Raw genomic sequence first — 18,920 nt, forward strand, 5'->3', positions numbered from 1 at the left:
GTTACCGTGTGGCGCATGCTGATGCGCGCGGCCGTGCTGACCAGGTTCCACGCCCCCATGGAGATCCGCGAGGTCGAGATCGCCGACCCCGGCCCCGGCGAGGTCCGCGTGCGGATCAAGGCGTCCGGCGTGTGCGGCTCCGACCTCAAGGCCATCGACGGCAAGAGCCCGGTGGTGAGCAGGTTGCCGTTCATCCTCGGGCACGAGAGCGCGGGCGTGGTGGAGAGCGTCGGCGCGGGCGTCACCGGCGTCCGGCCCGGTGACCACGTCATCATCTCGATGAACGGCCCCTGCGGGCGGTGCCGCAACTGCGGGGCCGGCCGCTTCCATCTGTGCTCGGGCCCCGCCAGGCTGCAGGCGGTCATGGGCGGGGCCCCCAGGATCACGCTGGACGGTGAGGAGACGCGCCGGTTCATCGGCATCGGGTCGTTCGCCGAGTACGCCGTCGTCGCCGAGACCATGTGCGTGAAGGTCACCACCGATGCGGCGTTGGACGCCCTGTGCCTGCTGGCCTGCGGCGTCGTCACCGGCGTCGGCGCCGTGCTGAACGTCGCCAGGGTCCCGCCCGGCGCCGCCGTCCTCGTCGTAGGCTGCGGCGGAGTGGGGCTCAACGTCATCCAGGGCGCGGTGCTCGCGGGCGCCACCACCATCGTGGCCGCCGACGTGGCGGAGCAGAAGCTCAAGCTGGCCGAACGCTTCGGCGCCACCCACACGATCCTCGCGGACGACCTCCCCCGCCAGGTGGACGAGGTGGTGAAGGGCGGCGTCGACTACGCCTTCGACGCGACGGGCGCCCCCGGCGTCCTGTCGAGCGCCTTCGCCGCGACCCGGTCCGGCGGCACCACGGTCATGGTGGGCAGCCCGCCCCAGGGCAAGCCGGTGGAGCTGGACCCCGGCCTGCTGTTCGCCTCGCGCCGCCTCATGGGCACCCAGGGCGGCGACGCCGCGCCCCACCGCGACCTGCCCATGCTGGCCGACCAGTACCTGAGCGGCCGCCTCGACCTCGACAGCCTCATCTCGGAACGCCTGCCGCTCGACCAGATCAACGAGGCGGTGGCCCACGTGCGGGAGGGCTCGGTCGCCCGTACGATCATCACGTTCTGACCGGGCTTGCGTCAGAGCGCGCTCCAACGCCTAGCGTGGATCACATGACCACACGACAAGAGAAGTACGAGCAGGGCCTGGCGGTGCTCAACCAGATCGACGGCGAGGCGGGGCAGCGGGTGATCGACGCGCTCGCGGACGTCTCACCCGAGCTCGCCCACCAGATCGTCGCCTGGGGCTTCGGCGAGATCTACTCCCGCCCCACGCTGCCGCCCCGCGACCGGCAGCTGATCACCCTGGGCATGCTGACCGCCCTGGGCGGCTGCGAACCCCAGCTCGAGGTGCACGTCAACGCCGCACTGAACGTCGGGATCACCCCGGCCCAGATCGTCGAGGCGTTCCTGCACGCCGCCGGCTACTGCGGCATGCCGCGCGCGCTGAACGCGACCTTCGTGGCCAAGAAGGTCTTCGCCGAACGCGGCCTCCTTCCGATCGAGAACTGACACCTCTCCACTACTCTGAGTGACTGACGATCTCGGAGAGGAGACGCGAGGTGCGGATCCGGCGGGCCACCACGGCCACCCTGCTCGCGGCCCTGACCGGCCTGGCGCCGGCCCAGGCCGCGCGGGCCGCCAGCCTGTACGACTTCGCCGGCCAGGGCGTGATCATCTGGAGCGAGCCACGGGCCGGCTCCCCCCGCGTCGGCCTCGGCAATCCGGGCGAGGGCTTCGTGTCGGACCGGTCGGAGGAGCGCGAGCCCTACCGCTGCGCCTGGTTCGACAGCGTCCTGTGGCACCACGGCCGCAACGCGACCACCGGCGCGGCCGGCTGGGTCGCCGCCTGCGACCTCGTCGACGCCGACTAAACCCCCAGTTTGACCGGCTCGGGACGCTGCGGCTCCGGGCTGTCCTCCTCGTGGCCCTCCACCGAGAGGTTCGGCAGCAGGCGGTCCAGCCAGCGCGGGCACCACCAGTTGAGCCGTCCCAGCAGCACCATCGTCGCCGGCACCAGGAACCCTCTGATGATCGTGGCATCCACCGCGATGGCCACCGCCAGCCCCACTCCGAACGTCTTCACCATCGGGTCCGGGTACGCGATGAACGCCACGAACACGGCCACCATGATCAGGGCGGCCGAGGTGATGACCCGCCCCGTCGAGCCGAGCCCCTCCGCCACGGCCCGCGCGTTGTCCCCGTGCCGCTGGTACGCCTGCCGCACCGCCGTCAGCAGGAACACCTCGTAGTCCATCGACAGCCCGAACAGCACCGCGAACAGCATCAGCGGCACATAGCTCTCTATCGGCACCGAGAAGAAGAGCGTCTGCAGGGCGTGGGAGCCGGCGGGGGCGTCCATGCCCACCAGAGCGCTGCCCAGGCCGATCGAGAACACCAGGGCCAGCGCGCCGAAGGCGGCGCCGAGCGAGATCAGGTTCATCACCGCGGCCTTCACCGCGACGACAGGAGCGCGGAAGGCGAGCAGCAGGAGCAGGGCGCTCAGCAGCACCACCACACCGATGACCAGCGGGGTGCGCTCCGACATCCGGGTGCCCGCGTCGGTCATGGCCGCCACCTTGCCGCCCACGTGCACGCTCACCCCGGGCAGCGAGATGGCCCTGATGTCCTTGACCACGTCGGCCGCCCGGGTGTCGCTGGGGGCGTAGTCGGTGACGACCTGCAGCAGGATCGAGCGGCCCGAGGAGTTGACCTTGGGAGTGGCCACGTGCGCGACGCCGTCGACGTCCTGCACCTCGCGGGCGACCTGGTCCACGATGGGATCCTTCGGGTCGGCCACCTGGGAGGGCAGCTCGGCGACCACGATCAGCGCGCCGTTGGCGCCGGGGCCGAAGCCGGTGGCCATCAGCTCGTAGGCGCGCCTGGGCTCCGAGCCCTGTGTGCCGTACCCGTCGTCGAGCGGCCCGAGCTTCAGCGCGAGCGCCGGGGCCGCGAGCAGGCCCAGCACCACCACGCTGCCGAGCAGCACCCGCCACGGCCGGCGCGCCACCCACGAACCCAGGCCCGCCCATCCGGTGCCCGACGAGCCGCCACCTCGCAGGAAAGGCACCTTCAGCGCGTTGATCCGATGGCCGAGCAGCCCGAGCAGGGCGGGGACGAGCGTGACCGAGGTCAGCACGGCGGCGATGACGGAGATGCCGGTGATCCAGCCCAGCGTCGCCAGCAGCGGGAACCCGCCCAGCATGAGCGCGCTCAGCGCGATCATCACCGTGCCGCCCGCGAACACCACGGCCCCGCCCGAGCTCGCCACGGTACGCCGTACGGACTCCACGACCGGCACCCCGTCCGCGAGCAGCCGCCGGTGCCTGGACAGCAGGAACAGCGCGTAGTCGATGCCCACGCCCAGGCCGATCATCGTGGCCATGATGCCCGCCTGCTTGGGCACGTCCAGCACGTGCCCGAGCAGCCCGATCACGCCGAGCCCCGAGGCGACGCTGACCAGGGCCGTGAAGATCGGCACCAGCGCCGCCACCAGCGTCCCGAACGCGAACACCAGCACCAGCAGCGCGCACACCACGCCGATGATCTCGCTGGGCCCGGTCTTGATCTCCTTGTCGGCGGGCGTGGAGCTGTCGGCCGCCACCACCTCGATCCCGGCGGCCCGCGCCGGGTCCGCCGCCTTCGACAGGGCGCGGGTGTTCTCGGCGGGCTTGGTGCTGTCGTGGCCCTGCATGCGGATGCCGATGAGCCCGATCTGCAGGTTGGAGGCGATGCCGCCGCGCCGGAACGGCGTGTCCACCTGCACGACGTGCGGCATGGCGCGCAGCCGCACCAGGGTGTCCTCCACGGCCTGCTTGCGCCGCTTGTCGATGAGCGGCCCGTCGGCGGAGTAGAGGACGAGCTGGACCGTGCCACCGGGGTCGTAGCCCGGCCCGAAGCCGGTCTTCATGAGATCGTGCGCCCGCTGCGCGTCCGTGCCGGGGATCGACACGTCGTTGCTGACCGGGCTGCCGAGCACGAGGCTCCCGCCCATCAGCGCCGCCGCCATGACCACCCATGCCGCCAGCACCAACCGGCCGTGCCGCGCGCACCAGCCGCCCAGCCGCCCAAGAAACCGCGTCATCGCCTGAAGTCCCTTTCGACGGCCGTCCTGTACGGTCGTACAGGACTACGATAAAGCAGGAAATATCCGGATGGGATGGATCACACCGGAAATGAGACGATGACCACACCCGACGACACCCGGAGCCGGATCCTGGCCGCGGCCAGGCAGTTGTTCGCCGAGCGAGGTTACGCGGGCACCTCCCTGGCCGACATCGCCGCGGCCGTGGGCCTGACCAAGACCGCCGTCGCCTACCACTTCCACCCCAAGGACCGCCTGGCCTACGAGCTGCTCGCCCCGGCGGCCGACGACATGCTGGCGCTGCTCGGAACCGACTTCCCCGACAGGAAGGCGTTCGTCGAGGCGCTGGTGACGTTCGCGGTGCGCTACCGCTCGGTGATCCGCCTGTTCATGGAGGATCTGGCCGCCGAGGACCCAGGCTCGCCGGACTCGGAGCGCGCGACGGTCAGGTCCTTCCGTGACGAGATCTTCGCCAGGCTCGCCGGCGACGACCCCGATCCGAGGACCCGGCTCAAGAGCTGGGCCCTGCTCGGCGCGCTGCAGTGGGGCGCGGTCAGGACGACGGACCTGCCCGAGGACGAGGTCCGCGACGTGCTGCTGGAGGCCTGTCGCGGCTTCTAGAGCCTTCTAGAGCCCGAGGACCTCGCGTTCCACGTGGTCGAGCGCGAGGCGTACCGCGCCCAGCGCCACGGCCTCGTCCCCGAACGTGGACGCCACCACCTCCGGCACGCTCACGCAGAGCTCGGCGAGGTGGCGGCGGAGCGGCTCGAGCAGCACGTCGCCGGCCCGCGCGTGGCCGCCGCCGAGCACCAGCAGATCGGGGTCGACGGCCAGAGCGAGCGCGGAGGCGCCGATCGCCAGGCTCGCGGCGTAGCGGTCGACCCGCCGGACGGCGTCGCGATCCCCCGCCAGCGCCGCCTCGAACGCCTCCGCCGCCGAGGTGTCCTTGACCAGCTCTCGGGCGGCGTCCTCCCAGCCGACCTGGCGCAGCGTGCCGATCTCGCCGGCCGCGCCGTTGCGCCCCTGATGCAGCCGGCCGCCGATCAGGATGCCCGCGCCCGCCCGGTGGCCGATGAGCACGTACACGACGTCGGAGGCGTGCTGCGCGCTGCCGCGCCAGTGCTCCGCGAGCGCGGCGAGGTTGGCGTCGTTGGCCGCCAGCGCGGCGCAGCCGAACCAGCGCCCGGCCAGCCCCGCCAGGTCCACGCCCGTCCAGCCGGGCAACGTGATCGACAGCGACACCCGCCCGGTGCGGTCCACGATGCCCGGCGTGCCCGCGGCCACCGCCCACACCCGCCTGTGCGCGACGCCCGCGCCGTCCACGCAGGCCAGCGATGTGCGCCGGGCCGCCTCCAGCCGCTCGTGGGCCGCGGCGTCGCCGGGGACGGCGGCCCGCTCCCAGGCGATCACCTCGCCGTTGAGATCGGCCAGGGCGGCCACGATCGCGTCGCCGCCGACCTCCACGCCCATCACGTAACCGGCGTCCGCGCGGAACCCGAACCGCCGCGCGGGCCGGCCCATCGCGCCCTCGTCCGGCGGCACCTCCCTGACGTAGCCGCGCTCGCCCAGCTCGTCGAGGACCGTCTCCACCGTCTGCCTGGACAGGCCGGTGACGCGGCCGAGCCGGGTCAGCGTGGCCACGCCCTCGCGGCGCAGGGCCCTCAGCGTGAGCTGGGTGTTCACCTTGCGCAGCAGCGAGGCGTCACCCGGGCGGAGCTCCGTCACTTATGAGACCTTTCCCCATAACTCTATGTTGACGAAGGGCAGCCAGGATCTTAGCATCGGCCCGACATACGTTAACTGGTTCCATATGTGGAGGCGCCATGGTCACGCTCGCCGTCGTGGGCGCGGGTTCGCGGGGGGCCTCGTACGCCCGCCACGCCGTCGAAAGCGGCCAGGCACGGGTGGTCGCGGTGGCCGATCCGCTGGACGCCCGCCGCGACAGGTTCCCCGGGGCGGCGCAGTACGCGGACTGGCGCGAGCTGGCCGCGCGGCCCCGCCTGGCGGACGCGGTGATCATCGCCACCCAGGACAGGGACCACGTCGAGCCCGCGGTGCGCCTCGCCGAGCTGGGCTACGACATCCTGCTGGAGAAGCCGATGGCGGTCTCCGAGGAGGACTGCCGGAGCATCGTGGCGGCGGCCGAACGCTCCGACGCCGTCTTCGCCGTCTGCCACGTGCTGCGGTACACGCCGTACACGCGGGTGCTGAAGAGGCTGCTGGACGAGGGCAGGATCGGGGAGATCGTCAGCATCCAGCACCTGGAGCCGGTCGGATGGTGGCACCAGGCCCACTCGTACGTGCGGGGCAACTGGCGGCGGGCCGACGAGTCCACGTTCATGCTGCTCGCCAAGTCGTGCCATGACCTCGACTGGCTGGTGTACCTCACGGGCAGGCAGGTCACGCGCGTGTCGTCGTTCGGCGGTCTCAAGCACTTCCGCCCGGAGAACCGCCCGGAGGGCGCGGCCGACCGCTGCCTGGACTGCCCGGTCGAGGCGGCGTGCCCGTACTCGGCCAGGCGCATCTACCTCCCGCTTGCCGGGCGCGAGGTGTGGCCGCTGTCGGTGCTCACCGAGGACGTCTCCGAGGCGGGCGTCCTGGAGGCGCTCAGGACGGGCCCGTACGGCAGATGCGTGTACGCCTGCGACAACGACGTGGTCGACCACCAGGTCGTGAACATGGAGTTCGAGGGCGGCACGACCGCGTCGTTCACCATGACCGCCTTCACCCCGTCGCTCCACCGGCAGACGCGGATCTTCGGCACCCGCGGCTCGATCGAGGGGGACGGCGAGCGGCTGACCGTCCACGACTTCGTCACCGGCCGCGCCGAGACGATCGACACCCGCCCCACAGGCGACTCAACGGCGGGTGGCGGCCACGGCGGCGGTGACGAAGGGCTGGTGGACGCGTTCCTGGCGGCGGTCGCCACCAGGGACCGCTCCTCGATCCTCTCCTCGCCGAGGGCCAGCCTGCACAGCCATCTCATCGCCTGGGCCGCCGAGAGGTCACGGCTGCACGGCGAGACCGTCACGCTCGAAGCGCGATGAGGTCACTCGCCGGCGATCGTGCCTGTCGGGGTCTCCGGAGGCTCGTTGGGGTCGGGACCTGACTGGGCCGCCAGGCCGAACACGATCACGACGGCGCTGCCGGGCTCGGCGCACGTGCCCGGCTGGACGGTCTGGCTGAGGACCGTGCCCACCCGGGACTCGTCGTCCACCACCTGTCCCCTCGACCGTGCCGAGAGGCCCGCCGCGGTCAGCGCCGCCCGCGCGTCCTCCAGGGACCGGCCGACGACCGAGGGCACCGGGACGCCGTTGCGGGCCACCGTGAGCGCCACCGGGGTGCCGCCCGTGACGCGGCTGCCCGCCTTGGGCTGTGTGGAGAGCACCTGGCCGTCCGGCTGGTCGGTGCAGGAGCGGGTGACGGCGCCGACCGCCAGGCCCGCGCCGGTCAGGCGGGACTCGGCGGCCTTGAGCTGCAGCCCCGTGACCGCGGGCACGGGCAGCCCCGCCGACACCTGCAGGGAGACCGTGCTGCCCTTGGCCACCGCCGTGCCCGGGGCGGGCTCGGCGGCCAGGACCTGGCCGATCTTCTCGGGTGAGTCGAGCTCGGTGACGGGGCCCAGAACGAGCCCGGCCCGTTTCAGCGCCTTCGCCGCCGCGCTCTTGTCCATCCCCGTCAAGGGCGGGACCGGGACCGTGACCGGGTGTCCCACCGGTGAGCCACCGGCGGGATCGCGCTCCTGCGTCTTCTCCGGCGCGGCCGGGGACGACCGATCGGCCGGGGAACGGGATTTCACGGGGTCCGAGTGCGGGGGGACCGACGGGCCGGCCGCCTGGGACGGCTGGACCTCGGGGTCCTTGTTCATCGCGGGGACGAGAGTGGTGAGCAGGACGGCGGCCGTGACGCACAGGGCCGCGCAGACCGCGATGACCGCCCGCGACCAGCCGCGTCTCCGCGTCGACGGGGCGTAGGTCACCGGCTCCATCGGGCCGCTGCCCTCCCGGGTGTCCGGTAACCGGTAGCCGCCGGGCGTCCCCGTGGCCTCGGGCTGGGCGACGGGCGTGCGGGGCTCGGAGGGCGCCGAGCGCTGCTCGGGCACCAGCGGCGGAGTGGCCCGCAGGATGTGCGGCGGGGGCGTGCTCAGCACCTCGGCCGGCACCTCGTTCCCGTCGCCCAGCAGCTCGAACAGCAGGTCCCTGCTGGTGGGCCGGTTTCGCGCGTCCTTGTCCAGGCACGCGTCGACCAGCGTGCGCAGCCGCCCGTCCAGACGTCCCAGCTCGGGCGCCGCGGTCAGGATGCGGTGCAGCACCGGCGCCACCGAGTCCTGTCCGAACGGCGCCGTGGCGTTGGCCGCGAAGCACATGGTGGCGCCCCACGAGAACACGTCCGCCGCCCCCGTGACGGCCGACGCGGTGATCTGCTCGGGCGCCATGTACGCGGGCGTGCCCACCCCCCGCCCGCTCACCGTGGCCGCCGCGTCCAGCGCCCTGGCCAGGCCGAAGTCGATCACGCGCGGCCCGTCGGAGCCGAGCAGCACGTTCTGCGGCTTGAAGTCCCTGTGGACGATCCCCGCCCGGTGGATCGCCGCCAGCGCGGTGGCCGTGCTGACCGCGAGCCGCTCCAGCGCGCCGCCCCTGCGCGGCCCGGTGAGCGCGACCTCCCGGTGCAGCGAGGGGCCGTCGACGTACTCGCTCACGATGTACGCCCGGCCCTCGTCGAACCCGGCGTCGACCACCTGGGCCGTGCAGAACCTCGCCACGTGCTTGGCCAGCTCGACCTCCCGCAGGAACGCCGCCCGCTCGTCGCCGACGGGTCCGTGCAGCAGCTTGACCGCGTACGTCTCCCCGCCCCGCGAACCGAGGAACACCGTGCCCTGTCCGCCCTCGCCCAGCCGTCCGGAGAGGTCGTACTCACCGAGTCGCTGGGGGTCCCCCGTTCTGAGCGGCTGCGCCGTCGGCACGGGCGCCTCCCCTCGCCGCCACCCTTCCTGCTCTCTACTGAAAGCAACGGGCCGCCTTCAGTCAACGGTGCGCACGGCAATCGCCGCCTGACCGTGACACAGCTGGTCAAGAAGCCCGTGCGACCGTGCCCGAATACGTCACTTCGTCCTTACCTTGGCGCGTCACCTTGATGGCCATCCGGTTCGAGTCGGACATCGGGAACATCCGCAGCGTTCCCGGATAGCACTCGCTCCCCGTGACCTGATCGAGGGTGAAGACCGCACCGCGCCCGCTGCGCGTGAGCCGCCCGGAGCAGTGCAGGTCCGCTCCCCACCGCATCGCCCCGCCGTCGGAGCCCATCCGCAGCTCCACGGGGAAGACCCGGTGCGCGGTGAAGTGCTCGGCGGAGCCCGTCCACGTGCCTTCCAGCCCCGGCCCCTCCGCTCCGCGCCACCAGAACACGAACCCGGCCACCGCCATGGCCACCCCGATCGCCGCCACGCCCAGCTGCCAGGGCCGCACCCGCCTGCGCGCCGGGCTCTTCGTGGCGGTGTCGCGCGCGACGGCGGGAAAGCTCGTGGTGGGGTCGGGGTCCATGATCCGCCCGGAGTCGCCGGGCGGCGCGCTCTCCATGACCAGCCGCAGCCCGGCCGTGGCGGGATCGCCTGAGGTCGGGGCCGGCGCGGAGCGGGTGGCGCCGACGGCGGCCTGCGCGCCCGACGACAGCACGTCGCCGCCCGCCGCCTGCCCCAGCAGCCGCCGCAGCACCTCCTCCGCGTCGGGCCGGTCCCCCGGCTCCGGCGCCAGGCAGGACTCCACGATCTCCCGCAGCCGCCCGGTCAGCGTGCCGAGGTCCGGCTTGCCGTACAGGATCCTCGCCAGGACCTCCTGGTAGGTGTCCGCCTTGTACGCGTGCCGCCCCGTGGCGGTGTAGACGACGGTCAGCCCCCAGGCCCACAGGTCGGCGGGCGGCCCGGCGATCTCACCTTTGATGCGCTCGGGCGCGAGGTAGGCCGGGGTGCCGACGGGCACCGCGGCAGTCGTGGCCGCGGTGTCCATGAGCCGGGCCACGCCGAAGTCGATCACTCGCGGGCCGTCGATCCCGAGCAGCACGTTGTGCGGCTTGAAGTCGCGATGCACGACGCCGGCCCGGTGGATGGCCCCGAGGGCGGTGGCGGTGCCGATGGCCAGCCGCTCGAGCGAGCCGCCCAGGCGCGGCCCCTTGGCGACGACGTGCTCCAGGAGCGAGGGGCCCTCGACGTACTCGCTGACCAGGTACGGGCGGTCGCCTTCGAGGTCGGCGTCGAGCAGCTGGGCCGTGCAGAACGCGGCCACCCTGCGTACCGCCTCGACCTCTCCCAGGAACCTGCGCCGCACGTCCGGATCGCCGGACAGGCTCGCGTGCAGCAGCTTGACCGCGACCTGGGCGCCCTGCTCGGAGTGGCCGAGGTAGACGACGCCCTGACCGCCCTGGCCGAGCCTGCGCGACAACCGGTACGACCCCAGCTGTCGCGGGTCATCGGCTCGGAGTGCGGACATATCTTTCGATTATGCCGGGGTTTCGATCAGCCTCGCATAGTCATCGAGGATCGGCAGCACCGTGCCCGCGGGGCCGCTGGGGAGCGTGGCCACCGCCTCCTCGATGCCCAGCTCGGCGAAGTAGTCGAGCTTCTCCCTGGTCGGCATCGTCCCGAACGGGATCACCTTGGCCATCGGCCGACCCGCCTTCTCGCACGCCTCACGCAGCATCGGCAGCGCCGCCCTGATGCCCTTGCCGCCGATCGGCATCCAGCCCTCGGCGTACTCGGCGACCTGGGCGAACAGCTTCGGCCCCACGGCGCCGCCCACGTACACCGGTGGCCCGTTGCGCGGCTTGGGCCAGGACCAGGACGGCTCGAACCCGTCGAACGAGGCCACCTCGTCCCGCCACAGCGCCTGCATGGCGAGCACGTTCCGCCTGGCCACCTCGCGGCGGCGGCCGTACGGGACGCCGTGGTTCTCGATCTCCTCGACGTTCCAGCCGAAGCCGACCCCGACCACGACCCGGCCGCCCGACAGGTGGTCGAGCGTGGCGACGGCCTTGGCGGTCACGATGGGGTCGCGCTGCGCGGCGAGCAGGACGCCGGTCCCGACGCGCAGCCGCCGCGTCGCGGCGGCGGCGAAGGAGAGGGCCACGAGCGGGTCGAGCGTGCGCTTGTACTCCTCCGGCAGTTCGTCCTGGCCCGCCGCGGGAGGCGTACGGCGCGAGACCGGGATGTGGGTGTGCTCCGGCACGTAGAGGGAGTCGAAGCCGCGCTCCTCCGCCGCCCTGGCGAGGTCCTGGACCGGCATGGCCAGATCCGTGACGAACATCGTGACCCCGAGCCTCATGCGATCTCCTCCTCGTTAACCAAGCGATTGCTCGGTTAAGATTTCCAGAGTACCTTGCAGAAGACCGTCCCGCGGAAAGAGGTTCCCGGTGAAGTTTTCTATCTTCCTGAATCCGCAGATTCCCGGCTCCGGGTACGCGGCCGAGGAGAACGCCAAGGCCAGACGGCCCATCGGGCGCGACACCGAGTCGTACCAGAAGCTGCTGCACGAGGTGCGGGAGATAGCCGTGCACGCCGACCAGCTCGGCTTCGACGCGCTGATGATGACCGAGCACCACTTCCATTCGGAGGGCATGGAGTTCTCGGTCAACCCGCTGATGTTCCTCACCGACCTCGCCGCCAGGACCGAGCGGATCCTGCTCGCGCCGCTCGGCCTGGTGCTGCCCGCCTGGGACCCGATCAGGGCGGCCGAGGACGTGGCCCTGCTCGACCAGTTCTGCAAGGGACGGCTGCGGCTGGGGGTGGCGCGCGGCTACCAGAACCGGTGGATGAACGTGCTGGGCCAGCGCTGGCACGCGGCGGCCGCGCGTTCGGACGGGTCGGCCTCCGACACGCGGAACTTCGACGTCTTCGGCGAGGTGCTGAAGATCATGAAGTTGGCGTGGACCCAGGAGACACTGCGCTACAAGTCGGACGTGCTGAACTATCAGGTGCCTTATCCGTATGACGGCATCGAGGGGTGGCCGGCGCTGGAGTGGACCCGGACGTTCGGCGCGCCCGGCGAGCTCTCCGAGGACGGGAAGGTGCAGGCCGTCTCCGTCTGCCCCAGGCCGTACCAGAACCCCCACCCGGAGCTGTGGCAGCCGTTCACGATCTCGGACCGGTCGGTCATCAGGGCCGCCCAGGAGGACATCCTGCCGTGGATGTTCACCCCCAACCCGGACGACCACGCGGCCAAGGCCAAGCTGTACCAGGAGGAGTCCGCCAAGCAGGGCCGCCACTACAAGCTGGGCGAGCACACCGGCATCCTCAAGATCGTCGGCATCGCGGACACCACCGAGGAGGCCATCAACACCTTCGGCCGCAGCATCCCCAAGGACTTCGCCGCCTTCTTCGGGCCGTTCGGCTACCTGGAGGTGCTGCGGAAGAAGGAGGACGAGAAGCACAAGCCCATCTCCCCGGAGAAGGGCGACGCCAAGCGCATGAACGACGTGGAGATGGCGCTGTTCGGCACCCCTGACGACGTCAAGCGCGGTATCCAGCGGATGCTCGACCGGATGCCCGACCTGGAGTGGTTCGGCCTCTACATGCAGGGGCAGCAGGGCGTGCTGCCGCTGGACACGGTCAAGCGGAACCTGGAGCTGTTCGCCACCAAGGTCATCCCGGAGTTCCAATGAGGTTCTGGCTGGGGGCCTCGTTCGTCGACACCGACCAGTTCCTGGAGCTGGCGCGGGCGGCCGAGCGGTGCGGGTTCGACACGCTGACGCTGTCGGACCACCTGTTCTACGCCGACTTCGCCACTCCTTACCCGTACTCGCGGTCGGGGCGGCCGCGCTGGGACGCGCGTACGCACTGGCCGGACGCGTGGGTCACGATCGGCGCCATGGCCGCGGTCACCTCCTCGCTCCGCTTCTCCCCGAACGTCTACATCGCCCCGGCCCGCGACCTGTTCACCGTGGCCAAGCAGGTGTCCACGGCGGCGGTGCTGTCGCGGGACCGGGTGACGTTCGGGGTGGGGGTGGGGTGGTGCAAGGAGGAGTTCGTCGGCACGGGTCAGGACTTCCACACGCGTGGATGGCGCCTGGACGCCATGCTCCCCGTCCTCCGTTCCCTCTGGGCCGGCGAGACGGTCACGCTGGACGGCCTCCCCGAGCTGTCGATCTCCCCCACCCCGGCCCGGCCGATCCCCGTCTACGTGGGCGGCGACAGCGACGCCGCGCTGCGGCGGGCGGCCCGGCTGGGTGACGGGTGGCTCGGGAACCGGATCTACACGGAGGAGCAGCTCGACACCGTGCTCGACACGCTGCGGCAGCACCTTTCCGAGAGCGGCAGGACCGAGCCCTTCGACATCGTGGCGCCGCTCGCGGTGCTGCCGGACGCCGACACGTACCGCCACTTCGCCGCCAAGGGCGTGACCGCGACCATGGCCGCGCCGTGGTGGCTGGCCACCCCCGAGGAGAAGGCCAGGTACGGGGAAGGGACGCTGGAGCTCAAGATCGCCACCATGGAGCGCTTCGCCGAGGAGGTCATCGCCAAGCTCTGAGGTCAGCGGGGCGGGAGGCCCAGCTTCACCATGGCCAGATCGACCAGGCCACTCGGGGCCTCCGCCGCCGCACCGACGCGGGCCACGCCCTCCGGGGCCTCCGCGGCTTGCGGGGCCTTCGGGACCTCTGTCGCCACGCCGATGCGGGCCAGGGCCGCGAGGCCGAGATAGCCGCCGTACGCGTCCTGCGCCCGCCGGGACGCCTCCTCCGGCGGCTGGCCGGCCTCTTCCAGGACGGCCCGCATGAAGGCCAGCCGCCGTTCGGTCACCCGCCGCACCACCGGGCCGGCCACTGGGCCGACCACCGGGTCGTCGGCCTCGCTGATCAGCCGGAACGAGATGGCCGCGTCACGCCCGTCGCCGAAGGCCCGCTCGAGCAGCACCCGCATGCGCTCCACCGGATCGCGCACCTGCACCAGCCCGGCGATGACGGCCTCGGTCTCGGCCTCCCACCGCTCCAGCGCCGCCTCGACCAGCGCCTGGCGGTTGGGGAAGTGCCAGTAGAAGCTGCCCTTGGAGACGCCGAGCCGCACCGCCACCGGCTCCACGGCCACGGCGGCCGTGCCGCCCTCCGCCAGCGCGTCCAGCGCGGCCTTCGCCCAGTCGTCCGCGTTCAACCGACCCACCCGCCCATCCTTCCATACGCCACCGTATAGTCCCTTCCATACGCAGCCGTACGGAAGGGGCAGCCATGCCGACGCTCACCGACCGGTTCATCCCTCGGCCCGACGCCGCCGAGCGCCACTCCATCGTGATCCCCGCCTCACGCGAGCGCGTCTGGGCTGCCGTCACGCACCCGACCTCGGTCAACCTCCGGGCAATCGTCGCCGTCCGGAACGTCGCCGCACGGTTGAGCGGCGGCCGGCCGGAGCGCGAGGCCCCCCGCTTCACGCCGCTCGCCGAGGACCCGGGCCGCGAGGTGGTCCTGGGCATCATCGGGCAGTGGTGGCGCATCGGCCGCGCCGAGAGCGCGGGTCCGATCACCGGCGCCGGCGACTTCGACGCGTTCGACCGCCCCGGCTACGCGAAGGGCACGCTCAGCTTCCTGCTGGACGAGGCGGGCGAGGGGCGAGTCAAGCTCGTCACGGAGACCCGCGTGGTGGCCACGAGCGAGGACGCGCGGCGCGCGTTCCTGCGGTACTGGATGGTGATCCGGCTCGGCAGCGGCCTGATCCGCCACCTCATGCTCGCCACCATCCGCGCCCGCGCCACCCGAACCCCTTAGGCGCCCTCGGCGAGGTTTCCCAGGATCCGCTGGAGCATGTCCGTGACCTGAGCGACCTCCTCCGGCGAGAACCCCGCGAAGACCTGGTGGCTGATGCTCCCGAAGATCGGCGGCAGGCCGGGCACCAGCGCCCGTCCCTCGTCCGTCAGCTCGATGACGATCGAGCGCCGGTCCTCGGGATGCCGGACCCGCCGCAGCAGCCCCTTGGTCTCCAGCCGGTCGAGCAGCCTGGTCATCCCGGCCGTGTCCGTGCCGAGCCGGCTCTTCAGCAGGCTGGGCGTGCTGTCACCGCGCGAGGCGTGCAACAGCAGCGCGGCCTGCTGCGCCGTGAGGCCGAGGGGGGCGAGGCGCCGCTCGGTCTCGGTGTTCAGCTCCCTGCCCACCTGCACGAGCAGCGACCCTCCGCCCAGGACCAGCTCGAACGTCGACTGCGCCGCACGGTTCTCGTTCATCTCCGCAGAATATCCTGCGTAGACATTTGCTGTCGCGACAGCTACAGTCGCGACATGACCGACCATCACCTCTTGATCGTGGGAGGCGGAATCGCCGGATCGTGCCTTGCCCAGGGCCTGCGGCGGGCAGGCCTGGGCGTCACCCTCTTCGAACGCGACCCCTCGGCCGCCCATCGCCCCCAGGGCTACCGCATCAGCCTCAAGGAGACCGGCACACGGGCCCTGCGGGCCTGCCTGCCGGACGACCTGTTCGACCTGGCCGTGGCGACGTCCATCCGCCCGGCCACCCGCATGATCTTCATGGAGACCGATCTGCGGCCCAAGTTCGCCAAGGACATCCCGGAGAAACAGCCCGGTGTGGACGGCTTCGGCGTCAACCGGCTCACGCTTCGCGAGATCCTCATCTCCGGGTTGTCGGATTCCGTCAGTTTCGGCATGGACTACCAGCGGTACGAGCGGCTCGGCGACGGCCGCGTACGCGCTCACTTCGCGGGCGGCCGGAGCGTGGACGGCGATCTGCTCGTGGGGGCGGAGGGCGTCGGCTCGCGGGTGCGGGCGCAGCTCCTGCCGGATGCCGTGGTGGACGAGCTCGACTGGGCCCTGTACGGCAGGACGTGGATCACTCCCGAACTGCTGTCCGCCACGCCGCCGGAGCTGATCGACTCGTTCAACCGGGTCATCGCCCCCGACGGCAGCGCGATCGCCATCGCCACCTGTCGCCCGCTCACCCCCGTCCCCGAGGCCGTGGCCCGCCACGCCCCCGGCACGCGGCTGACGGACATCCCCGGCTACTTCTCGTGGACGCTGAGCGCACCCGGCCCCCGCCCCGACGGTGTGCCCCCTGCCGCACTGCACCGGCTGGCCATGGACACGGTGCGCGGCTGGCACGAGGGCGTGCGGCGCATCGTGCACGAGGCGTCGCCGGAGGAGACGTTCGTCCTGCGGACCCATTCGGCGCGCCGCGTGGAACCGTGGCACGACCCCGCGGTCACGCTGGTGGGGGACGCGGTGCACAGCATGAGCCCGGGGCGGGGCGAGGGCGCCAACGTGGGGCTCCGGGACGCCCAGGTGCTGAGCGACCTGCTCGGGGCGGCGGCGTCCAAGGGGCAACCGCTCTCGACCGCCAAGGCCTCGTACGAACGCCGCATGCTCGACTACGCCTTCACCGCCGTCGACGCCTCTCGCCGTCACCCCTTCGCCCCCTTCCAACCCCGCACCCCTGCCGGCTGACCCACTCTCCGGTGCACCCGGCACATCGCGACACCCCGCCGTCCGCATCGCGCCGAGCCCCGCCGCACACCACCCCGCCGACCCGGCGCGCTGAGGGTCCTTGGGGATGACAACGCCTGAGGACCGACGGACGCCCCACCACAGCGCGCCGGGAACACGTCGGGCTGCCCGGCGCCGGTAAGGGCGTGGCCCGGCGTCGATGCCGGAGGCGTGGTTCCGAACGGGCGGCGGTGGGGCGCGGCGGGGGCGGTGAGCGGAGGGGCGTGGTGGGGTGGGGGAAAAGGGAGTGCGTGTGGGCGATAGCCTCATCCTGTGCTGGAAAAGATCGCAGCCACCCGTTATGTGACCCCGTTGCGGGAGGGCGGGTCGCTGCCGGGCGTCGTCGAGGCCGACGACCTGGGCACCTACGTGGTGAAGTTCCGTGAGGCGGGTCAGGGCCGGCGGGTGCTGGTCGCCGAGATCATCGCCGCCGAGCTGGGCCGCCGGCTGGGGTTCAGGATTCCCGAACTCAAGCTCATCGACCTGGACCCGCAGATGGGCATCAGGGAGCCGGACGAGGAGGTGCAGGACCTGCTCAAGGCCAGCACCGGGCTCAACCTGGCGGTCGACTTCCTGCCCGGCGCGCTCGGGTTCGAGCCGCTGGTCTGGGTGGCGGATCCGGTGTTCGCGGCGAGGGTGGTGTGGTTCGACGGTCTCATCCACAACATCGACCGCAGCTGGCGCAACCCCAACCTGCTGGTCTGGCACCGCGACACCTGGCTGATCGACCACGGGGCGGCGCTCTGGTTCCACTACAACTGGAAGACGGCCAACCCCGAGCGGGTGTTCGACGCGGGTGACCACGTGCTCGCGCCGTACGCCGGTGACGTGCGGGCGGCGGGCGCCGAGCTGGCCGGTAAGATCGACCGGGAGCTGCTGGAGACCGTGACGGCGCTGGTGCCCGACGAGTGGCTGGACGGCGAGCCGGGGTTCGACGGGCCGGGAGCCGTGCGCGAGGCGTACGTCGACCATCTGCTGCGGCGGGCGCACGGCCCGCACGAGTGGCTCGTGCGTTCCCAGACGAAGGCTCAGTCGGCAGGGCCGGGATCCGTGGGCGAGTTCTGGCGGGGAGGCGGCCGGTGACCAGGGACGTCTACGAGTACGCGGTGATCCGCGTGGTGCCCAAGGTGGAGCGCGGCGAGCTGATCAACGCCGGCGTGCTGCTCTACTGCCAGCCGCGCGGCTACCTGTGCGCCCGGGTCCAGCTCGACCCGGCCCGCCTGCGCGCGCTCGACCCGGGCGTCGACCTCGACGGGGTACGCCGGGCGCTCAGCGCGTACGAGCTGGCCTGCGGCGACAAGGCGGGACCGCTGGCCGAGGAGTCGCTCGGCGGCAGGTTCCGCTGGCTGACGGCTCCCCGCAGCACGATCGTCCAGGCCGGGCCCGTGCACGCGGGCCTCACCGCTGACCCGGACACCGAGCTGAACAGGCTGTTCGACAAACTCGTACGGGTCTAGAAGAGCACCGACATGAAGGTGTCGACCTCCTGGAAGCCCACCTTGCGGTAGACGGCCCTGGCCGAATGGTTGAAGTCGTTGACGTACAGCGTGACCACGGGAGCGAAGAGGCTCAGCGCGGCCTCCACGACGGCGGCCATGCCCGCCACGGCGTGGCCCCTCCCCCGCAGCTCCGGCGCGACCCAGACGCCCTGGATCTGGCAGGCCTGCGGCGTGACGGCCCCGATCTCCGCCTTGAAGACCACCCGCCCCTCATCGATGCGGGCATAGGACCGGCCGATCCTGATCAGCTCGGCCACGCGGGTGCGGTAGAGGGCGCCGCCGTCTCCGAGGTTGGGCGAGACGCCGACTTCCTCGGTGAACATGGCCACGCAGGCAGGCAGCACGAGGTCGAACTCGTCCGGCCGCACCCGGCGTACCAGGGGGTCCGGGGGCACCGGCGGCTTGCGCGAGGTGGCCATGACCGGCTGCGCCCACCGGATCGCCCGGGCCCGGCCCCAGTGCGGCTCGAGGCGCTCCCACAGCAGCGAGACGGCGTCGACCGGCCCCACGATGGAGGAGCAGCGGCGCCCCTGCTTGCGGGCGCGGTCGGCGAACGCGTGCACGGCCTCGGGACCGGCGTTGACCGGCACCAAGTTGGCACCGGCGTAACAGAGTGACACAAGTCCACCGCGCGGCCCGAATCCCCACATCTGCCCACCCAGCCTCGCCGGATTGAGTCCGACGGCCCGCACTCGGGAGGAGACGAAGACGTTCGCGACCGGGTCGGTGTCCAGCAGGGCGAGAACCTCGTCCCGGTCGCTGTCGTCGAGCACGCGCGACGCCGATGTACGCAGCATCACATGGTCAGACTACGCGAAGGGTTACCGATTAGCTCATTGTG

At 72.1% G+C, this 18,920-nt stretch carries 19 protein-coding genes; 11 read left to right on the forward strand and 8 right to left on the reverse strand.

Annotated elements, in window-relative coordinates; genetic code table 11:
• Positions 1-15 precede the first annotated feature (15 nt).
• From AB0J64_RS33665 to AB0J64_RS33675, 3 genes are read left to right on the forward strand one after another with little or no spacing between them, the layout of a single operon-like run.
• On the forward strand, positions 16-1,104 hold the full coding sequence (locus tag AB0J64_RS33665; RefSeq protein WP_364036005.1) for an alcohol dehydrogenase catalytic domain-containing protein: 1,089 nt from the start codon (positions 16-18) through the stop codon (positions 1,102-1,104).
• Positions 1,105-1,148: 44 nt separating this feature from the next.
• The gene (locus tag AB0J64_RS33670) at positions 1,149-1,547 is read left to right on the forward strand and encodes a carboxymuconolactone decarboxylase family protein (RefSeq protein ID WP_364036008.1); all 399 of its coding nucleotides are present in this window, start codon (positions 1,149-1,151) and stop codon (positions 1,545-1,547) included.
• Between the two features lie 50 nt (positions 1,548-1,597).
• Positions 1,598-1,909: a hypothetical protein gene (locus AB0J64_RS33675; protein ID WP_364036011.1), complete on the forward strand. Its 312-nt coding sequence runs from the start codon at positions 1,598-1,600 to the stop codon at positions 1,907-1,909.
• On the opposite strand, the gene AB0J64_RS33680 is transcribed toward AB0J64_RS33675, so the two are convergent.
• Positions 1,906-4,119 (reverse strand): MMPL family transporter, encoded by a 2,214-nt coding sequence (locus tag AB0J64_RS33680; RefSeq protein ID WP_364036014.1) that lies wholly within the window; start codon positions 4,117-4,119, stop codon positions 1,906-1,908. The two genes, AB0J64_RS33675 and AB0J64_RS33680, sit on opposite strands and share 4 nt — an antisense overlap.
• Before the next feature lie 99 nt (positions 4,120-4,218).
• Between AB0J64_RS33680 and AB0J64_RS33685 the strand changes: the two genes are divergently transcribed.
• Positions 4,219-4,740 (forward strand): TetR family transcriptional regulator, encoded by a 522-nt coding sequence (locus tag AB0J64_RS33685; RefSeq protein ID WP_364036017.1) that lies wholly within the window; start codon positions 4,219-4,221, stop codon positions 4,738-4,740.
• A gap of 6 nt (positions 4,741-4,746) precedes the next feature.
• Here the strand turns inward: AB0J64_RS33685 and AB0J64_RS33690 are convergent, their stop codons facing one another.
• Entirely contained in the window at positions 4,747-5,844 is a 1,098-nt protein-coding gene (locus tag AB0J64_RS33690; protein ID WP_364036020.1) for an ROK family protein, read from the reverse strand.
• Positions 5,845-5,942: 98 nt separating this feature from the next.
• On the opposite strand from AB0J64_RS33690, the gene AB0J64_RS33695 reads away from it, so the two are divergent.
• Complete coding sequence (locus AB0J64_RS33695; protein WP_364036023.1) at positions 5,943-7,166, forward strand: Gfo/Idh/MocA family oxidoreductase; 1,224 nt, start codon at positions 5,943-5,945, stop codon at positions 7,164-7,166.
• Between the two features lie 2 nt (positions 7,167-7,168).
• Here AB0J64_RS33695 and AB0J64_RS33700 read toward each other — a convergent pair whose 3' ends face one another.
• The 3 genes from AB0J64_RS33700 to AB0J64_RS33710 all read right to left on the reverse strand — a co-directional run bounded on the left by AB0J64_RS33700 (position 7,169) and on the right by AB0J64_RS33710 (position 11,432).
• The gene (locus AB0J64_RS33700; RefSeq protein ID WP_364036026.1) at positions 7,169-9,082 is read right to left on the reverse strand and encodes a PASTA domain-containing protein; all 1,914 of its coding nucleotides are present in this window, start codon (positions 9,080-9,082) and stop codon (positions 7,169-7,171) included.
• A gap of 106 nt (positions 9,083-9,188) precedes the next feature.
• A complete protein-coding gene (locus AB0J64_RS33705; protein WP_364036029.1) occupies positions 9,189-10,601 on the reverse strand; it encodes a serine/threonine-protein kinase in 1,413 nt (470 codons plus the stop codon).
• A 9-nt stretch (positions 10,602-10,610) separates the two neighbouring features.
• Positions 10,611-11,432, reverse strand: a complete 822-nt coding sequence (locus AB0J64_RS33710; protein ID WP_364036032.1) for a TIGR03619 family F420-dependent LLM class oxidoreductase — start codon at positions 11,430-11,432, stop codon at positions 10,611-10,613.
• 88 nt (positions 11,433-11,520) lie between these two features.
• Between AB0J64_RS33710 and AB0J64_RS33715 the strand changes: the two genes are divergently transcribed.
• Entirely contained in the window at positions 11,521-12,768 is a 1,248-nt protein-coding gene (locus AB0J64_RS33715) for an LLM class flavin-dependent oxidoreductase (protein WP_364036035.1), read from the forward strand.
• Entirely contained in the window at positions 12,765-13,634 is an 870-nt protein-coding gene (locus AB0J64_RS33720) for a TIGR03619 family F420-dependent LLM class oxidoreductase (RefSeq protein WP_364036038.1), read from the forward strand. Before AB0J64_RS33715 ends, AB0J64_RS33720 begins: the two co-directional genes overlap by 4 nt.
• Positions 13,635-13,636: 2 nt before the next feature.
• On the opposite strand, the gene AB0J64_RS33725 is transcribed toward AB0J64_RS33720, so the two are convergent.
• Positions 13,637-14,260, reverse strand: coding sequence for a TetR/AcrR family transcriptional regulator (locus AB0J64_RS33725; RefSeq protein WP_364036041.1), 624 nt, complete (start codon positions 14,258-14,260; stop codon positions 13,637-13,639).
• A 65-nt stretch (positions 14,261-14,325) separates the two neighbouring features.
• On the opposite strand from AB0J64_RS33725, the gene AB0J64_RS33730 reads away from it, so the two are divergent.
• Positions 14,326-14,859: a hypothetical protein gene (locus tag AB0J64_RS33730; RefSeq protein ID WP_364036044.1), complete on the forward strand. Its 534-nt coding sequence runs from the start codon at positions 14,326-14,328 to the stop codon at positions 14,857-14,859.
• Here AB0J64_RS33730 and AB0J64_RS33735 read toward each other — a convergent pair.
• Entirely contained in the window at positions 14,856-15,311 is a 456-nt protein-coding gene (locus AB0J64_RS33735; RefSeq protein ID WP_364036047.1) for a MarR family transcriptional regulator, read from the reverse strand. The two genes, AB0J64_RS33730 and AB0J64_RS33735, sit on opposite strands and share 4 nt — an antisense overlap.
• Positions 15,312-15,365: 54 nt before the next feature.
• On the opposite strand from AB0J64_RS33735, the gene AB0J64_RS33740 reads away from it, so the two are divergent.
• The 3 genes from AB0J64_RS33740 to AB0J64_RS33750 all read left to right on the forward strand — a co-directional run bounded on the left by AB0J64_RS33740 (position 15,366) and on the right by AB0J64_RS33750 (position 18,037).
• Positions 15,366-16,541, forward strand: coding sequence for an NAD(P)/FAD-dependent oxidoreductase (locus tag AB0J64_RS33740; RefSeq protein WP_364036050.1), 1,176 nt, complete (start codon positions 15,366-15,368; stop codon positions 16,539-16,541).
• A 312-nt stretch (positions 16,542-16,853) separates the two neighbouring features.
• Entirely contained in the window at positions 16,854-17,663 is an 810-nt protein-coding gene (locus AB0J64_RS33745) for a HipA family kinase (protein ID WP_364036053.1), read from the forward strand.
• On the forward strand, positions 17,660-18,037 hold the full coding sequence (locus tag AB0J64_RS33750) for a DUF3037 domain-containing protein (protein ID WP_364036056.1): 378 nt from the start codon (positions 17,660-17,662) through the stop codon (positions 18,035-18,037). The genes AB0J64_RS33745 and AB0J64_RS33750 overlap by 4 nt, the downstream gene beginning before the upstream one ends.
• On the opposite strand, the gene AB0J64_RS33755 is transcribed toward AB0J64_RS33750, so the two are convergent.
• A complete protein-coding gene (locus AB0J64_RS33755) occupies positions 18,034-18,876 on the reverse strand; it encodes a GNAT family N-acetyltransferase (RefSeq protein ID WP_364036124.1) in 843 nt (280 codons plus the stop codon). The two genes, AB0J64_RS33750 and AB0J64_RS33755, sit on opposite strands and share 4 nt — an antisense overlap.
• Positions 18,877-18,920: the final 44 nt, after the last annotated feature.

The organism is Nonomuraea sp. NPDC049695 (genome assembly GCF_040674955.1).
Classification (GTDB): domain Bacteria; phylum Actinomycetota; class Actinomycetes; order Streptosporangiales; family Streptosporangiaceae; genus Nonomuraea; species Nonomuraea helvata.

Bases quoted from the DNA above. Each gene is read 5' to 3' on its own strand.
- AB0J64_RS33735 (WP_364036047.1), bottom strand. From the start codon at position 15,311: ATGAACGAGAACCGTGCGGCGCAGTCGACGTTCGAGCTGGTCCTGGGC.
- AB0J64_RS33695 (WP_364036023.1), top strand. From the start codon at position 5,943: ATGGTCACGCTCGCCGTCGTGGGCGCGGGTTCGCGGGGGGCCTCGTAC.
- AB0J64_RS33720 (WP_364036038.1), top strand. From the start codon at position 12,765: ATGAGGTTCTGGCTGGGGGCCTCGTTCGTCGACACCGACCAGTTCCTG.
- AB0J64_RS33755 (WP_364036124.1), bottom strand. From the start codon at position 18,876: ATGCTGCGTACATCGGCGTCGCGCGTGCTCGACGACAGCGACCGGGAC.
- AB0J64_RS33740 (WP_364036050.1), top strand. From the start codon at position 15,366: ATGACCGACCATCACCTCTTGATCGTGGGAGGCGGAATCGCCGGATCG.
- AB0J64_RS33710 (WP_364036032.1), bottom strand. From the start codon at position 11,432: ATGAGGCTCGGGGTCACGATGTTCGTCACGGATCTGGCCATGCCGGTC.
- AB0J64_RS33705 (WP_364036029.1), bottom strand. From the start codon at position 10,601: ATGTCCGCACTCCGAGCCGATGACCCGCGACAGCTGGGGTCGTACCGG.
- AB0J64_RS33730 (WP_364036044.1), top strand. From the start codon at position 14,326: ATGCCGACGCTCACCGACCGGTTCATCCCTCGGCCCGACGCCGCCGAG.
- AB0J64_RS33680 (WP_364036014.1), bottom strand. From the start codon at position 4,119: ATGACGCGGTTTCTTGGGCGGCTGGGCGGCTGGTGCGCGCGGCACGGC.
- AB0J64_RS33670 (WP_364036008.1), top strand. From the start codon at position 1,149: ATGACCACACGACAAGAGAAGTACGAGCAGGGCCTGGCGGTGCTCAAC.
- AB0J64_RS33665 (WP_364036005.1), top strand. From the start codon at position 16: ATGCTGATGCGCGCGGCCGTGCTGACCAGGTTCCACGCCCCCATGGAG.
- AB0J64_RS33685 (WP_364036017.1), top strand. From the start codon at position 4,219: ATGACCACACCCGACGACACCCGGAGCCGGATCCTGGCCGCGGCCAGG.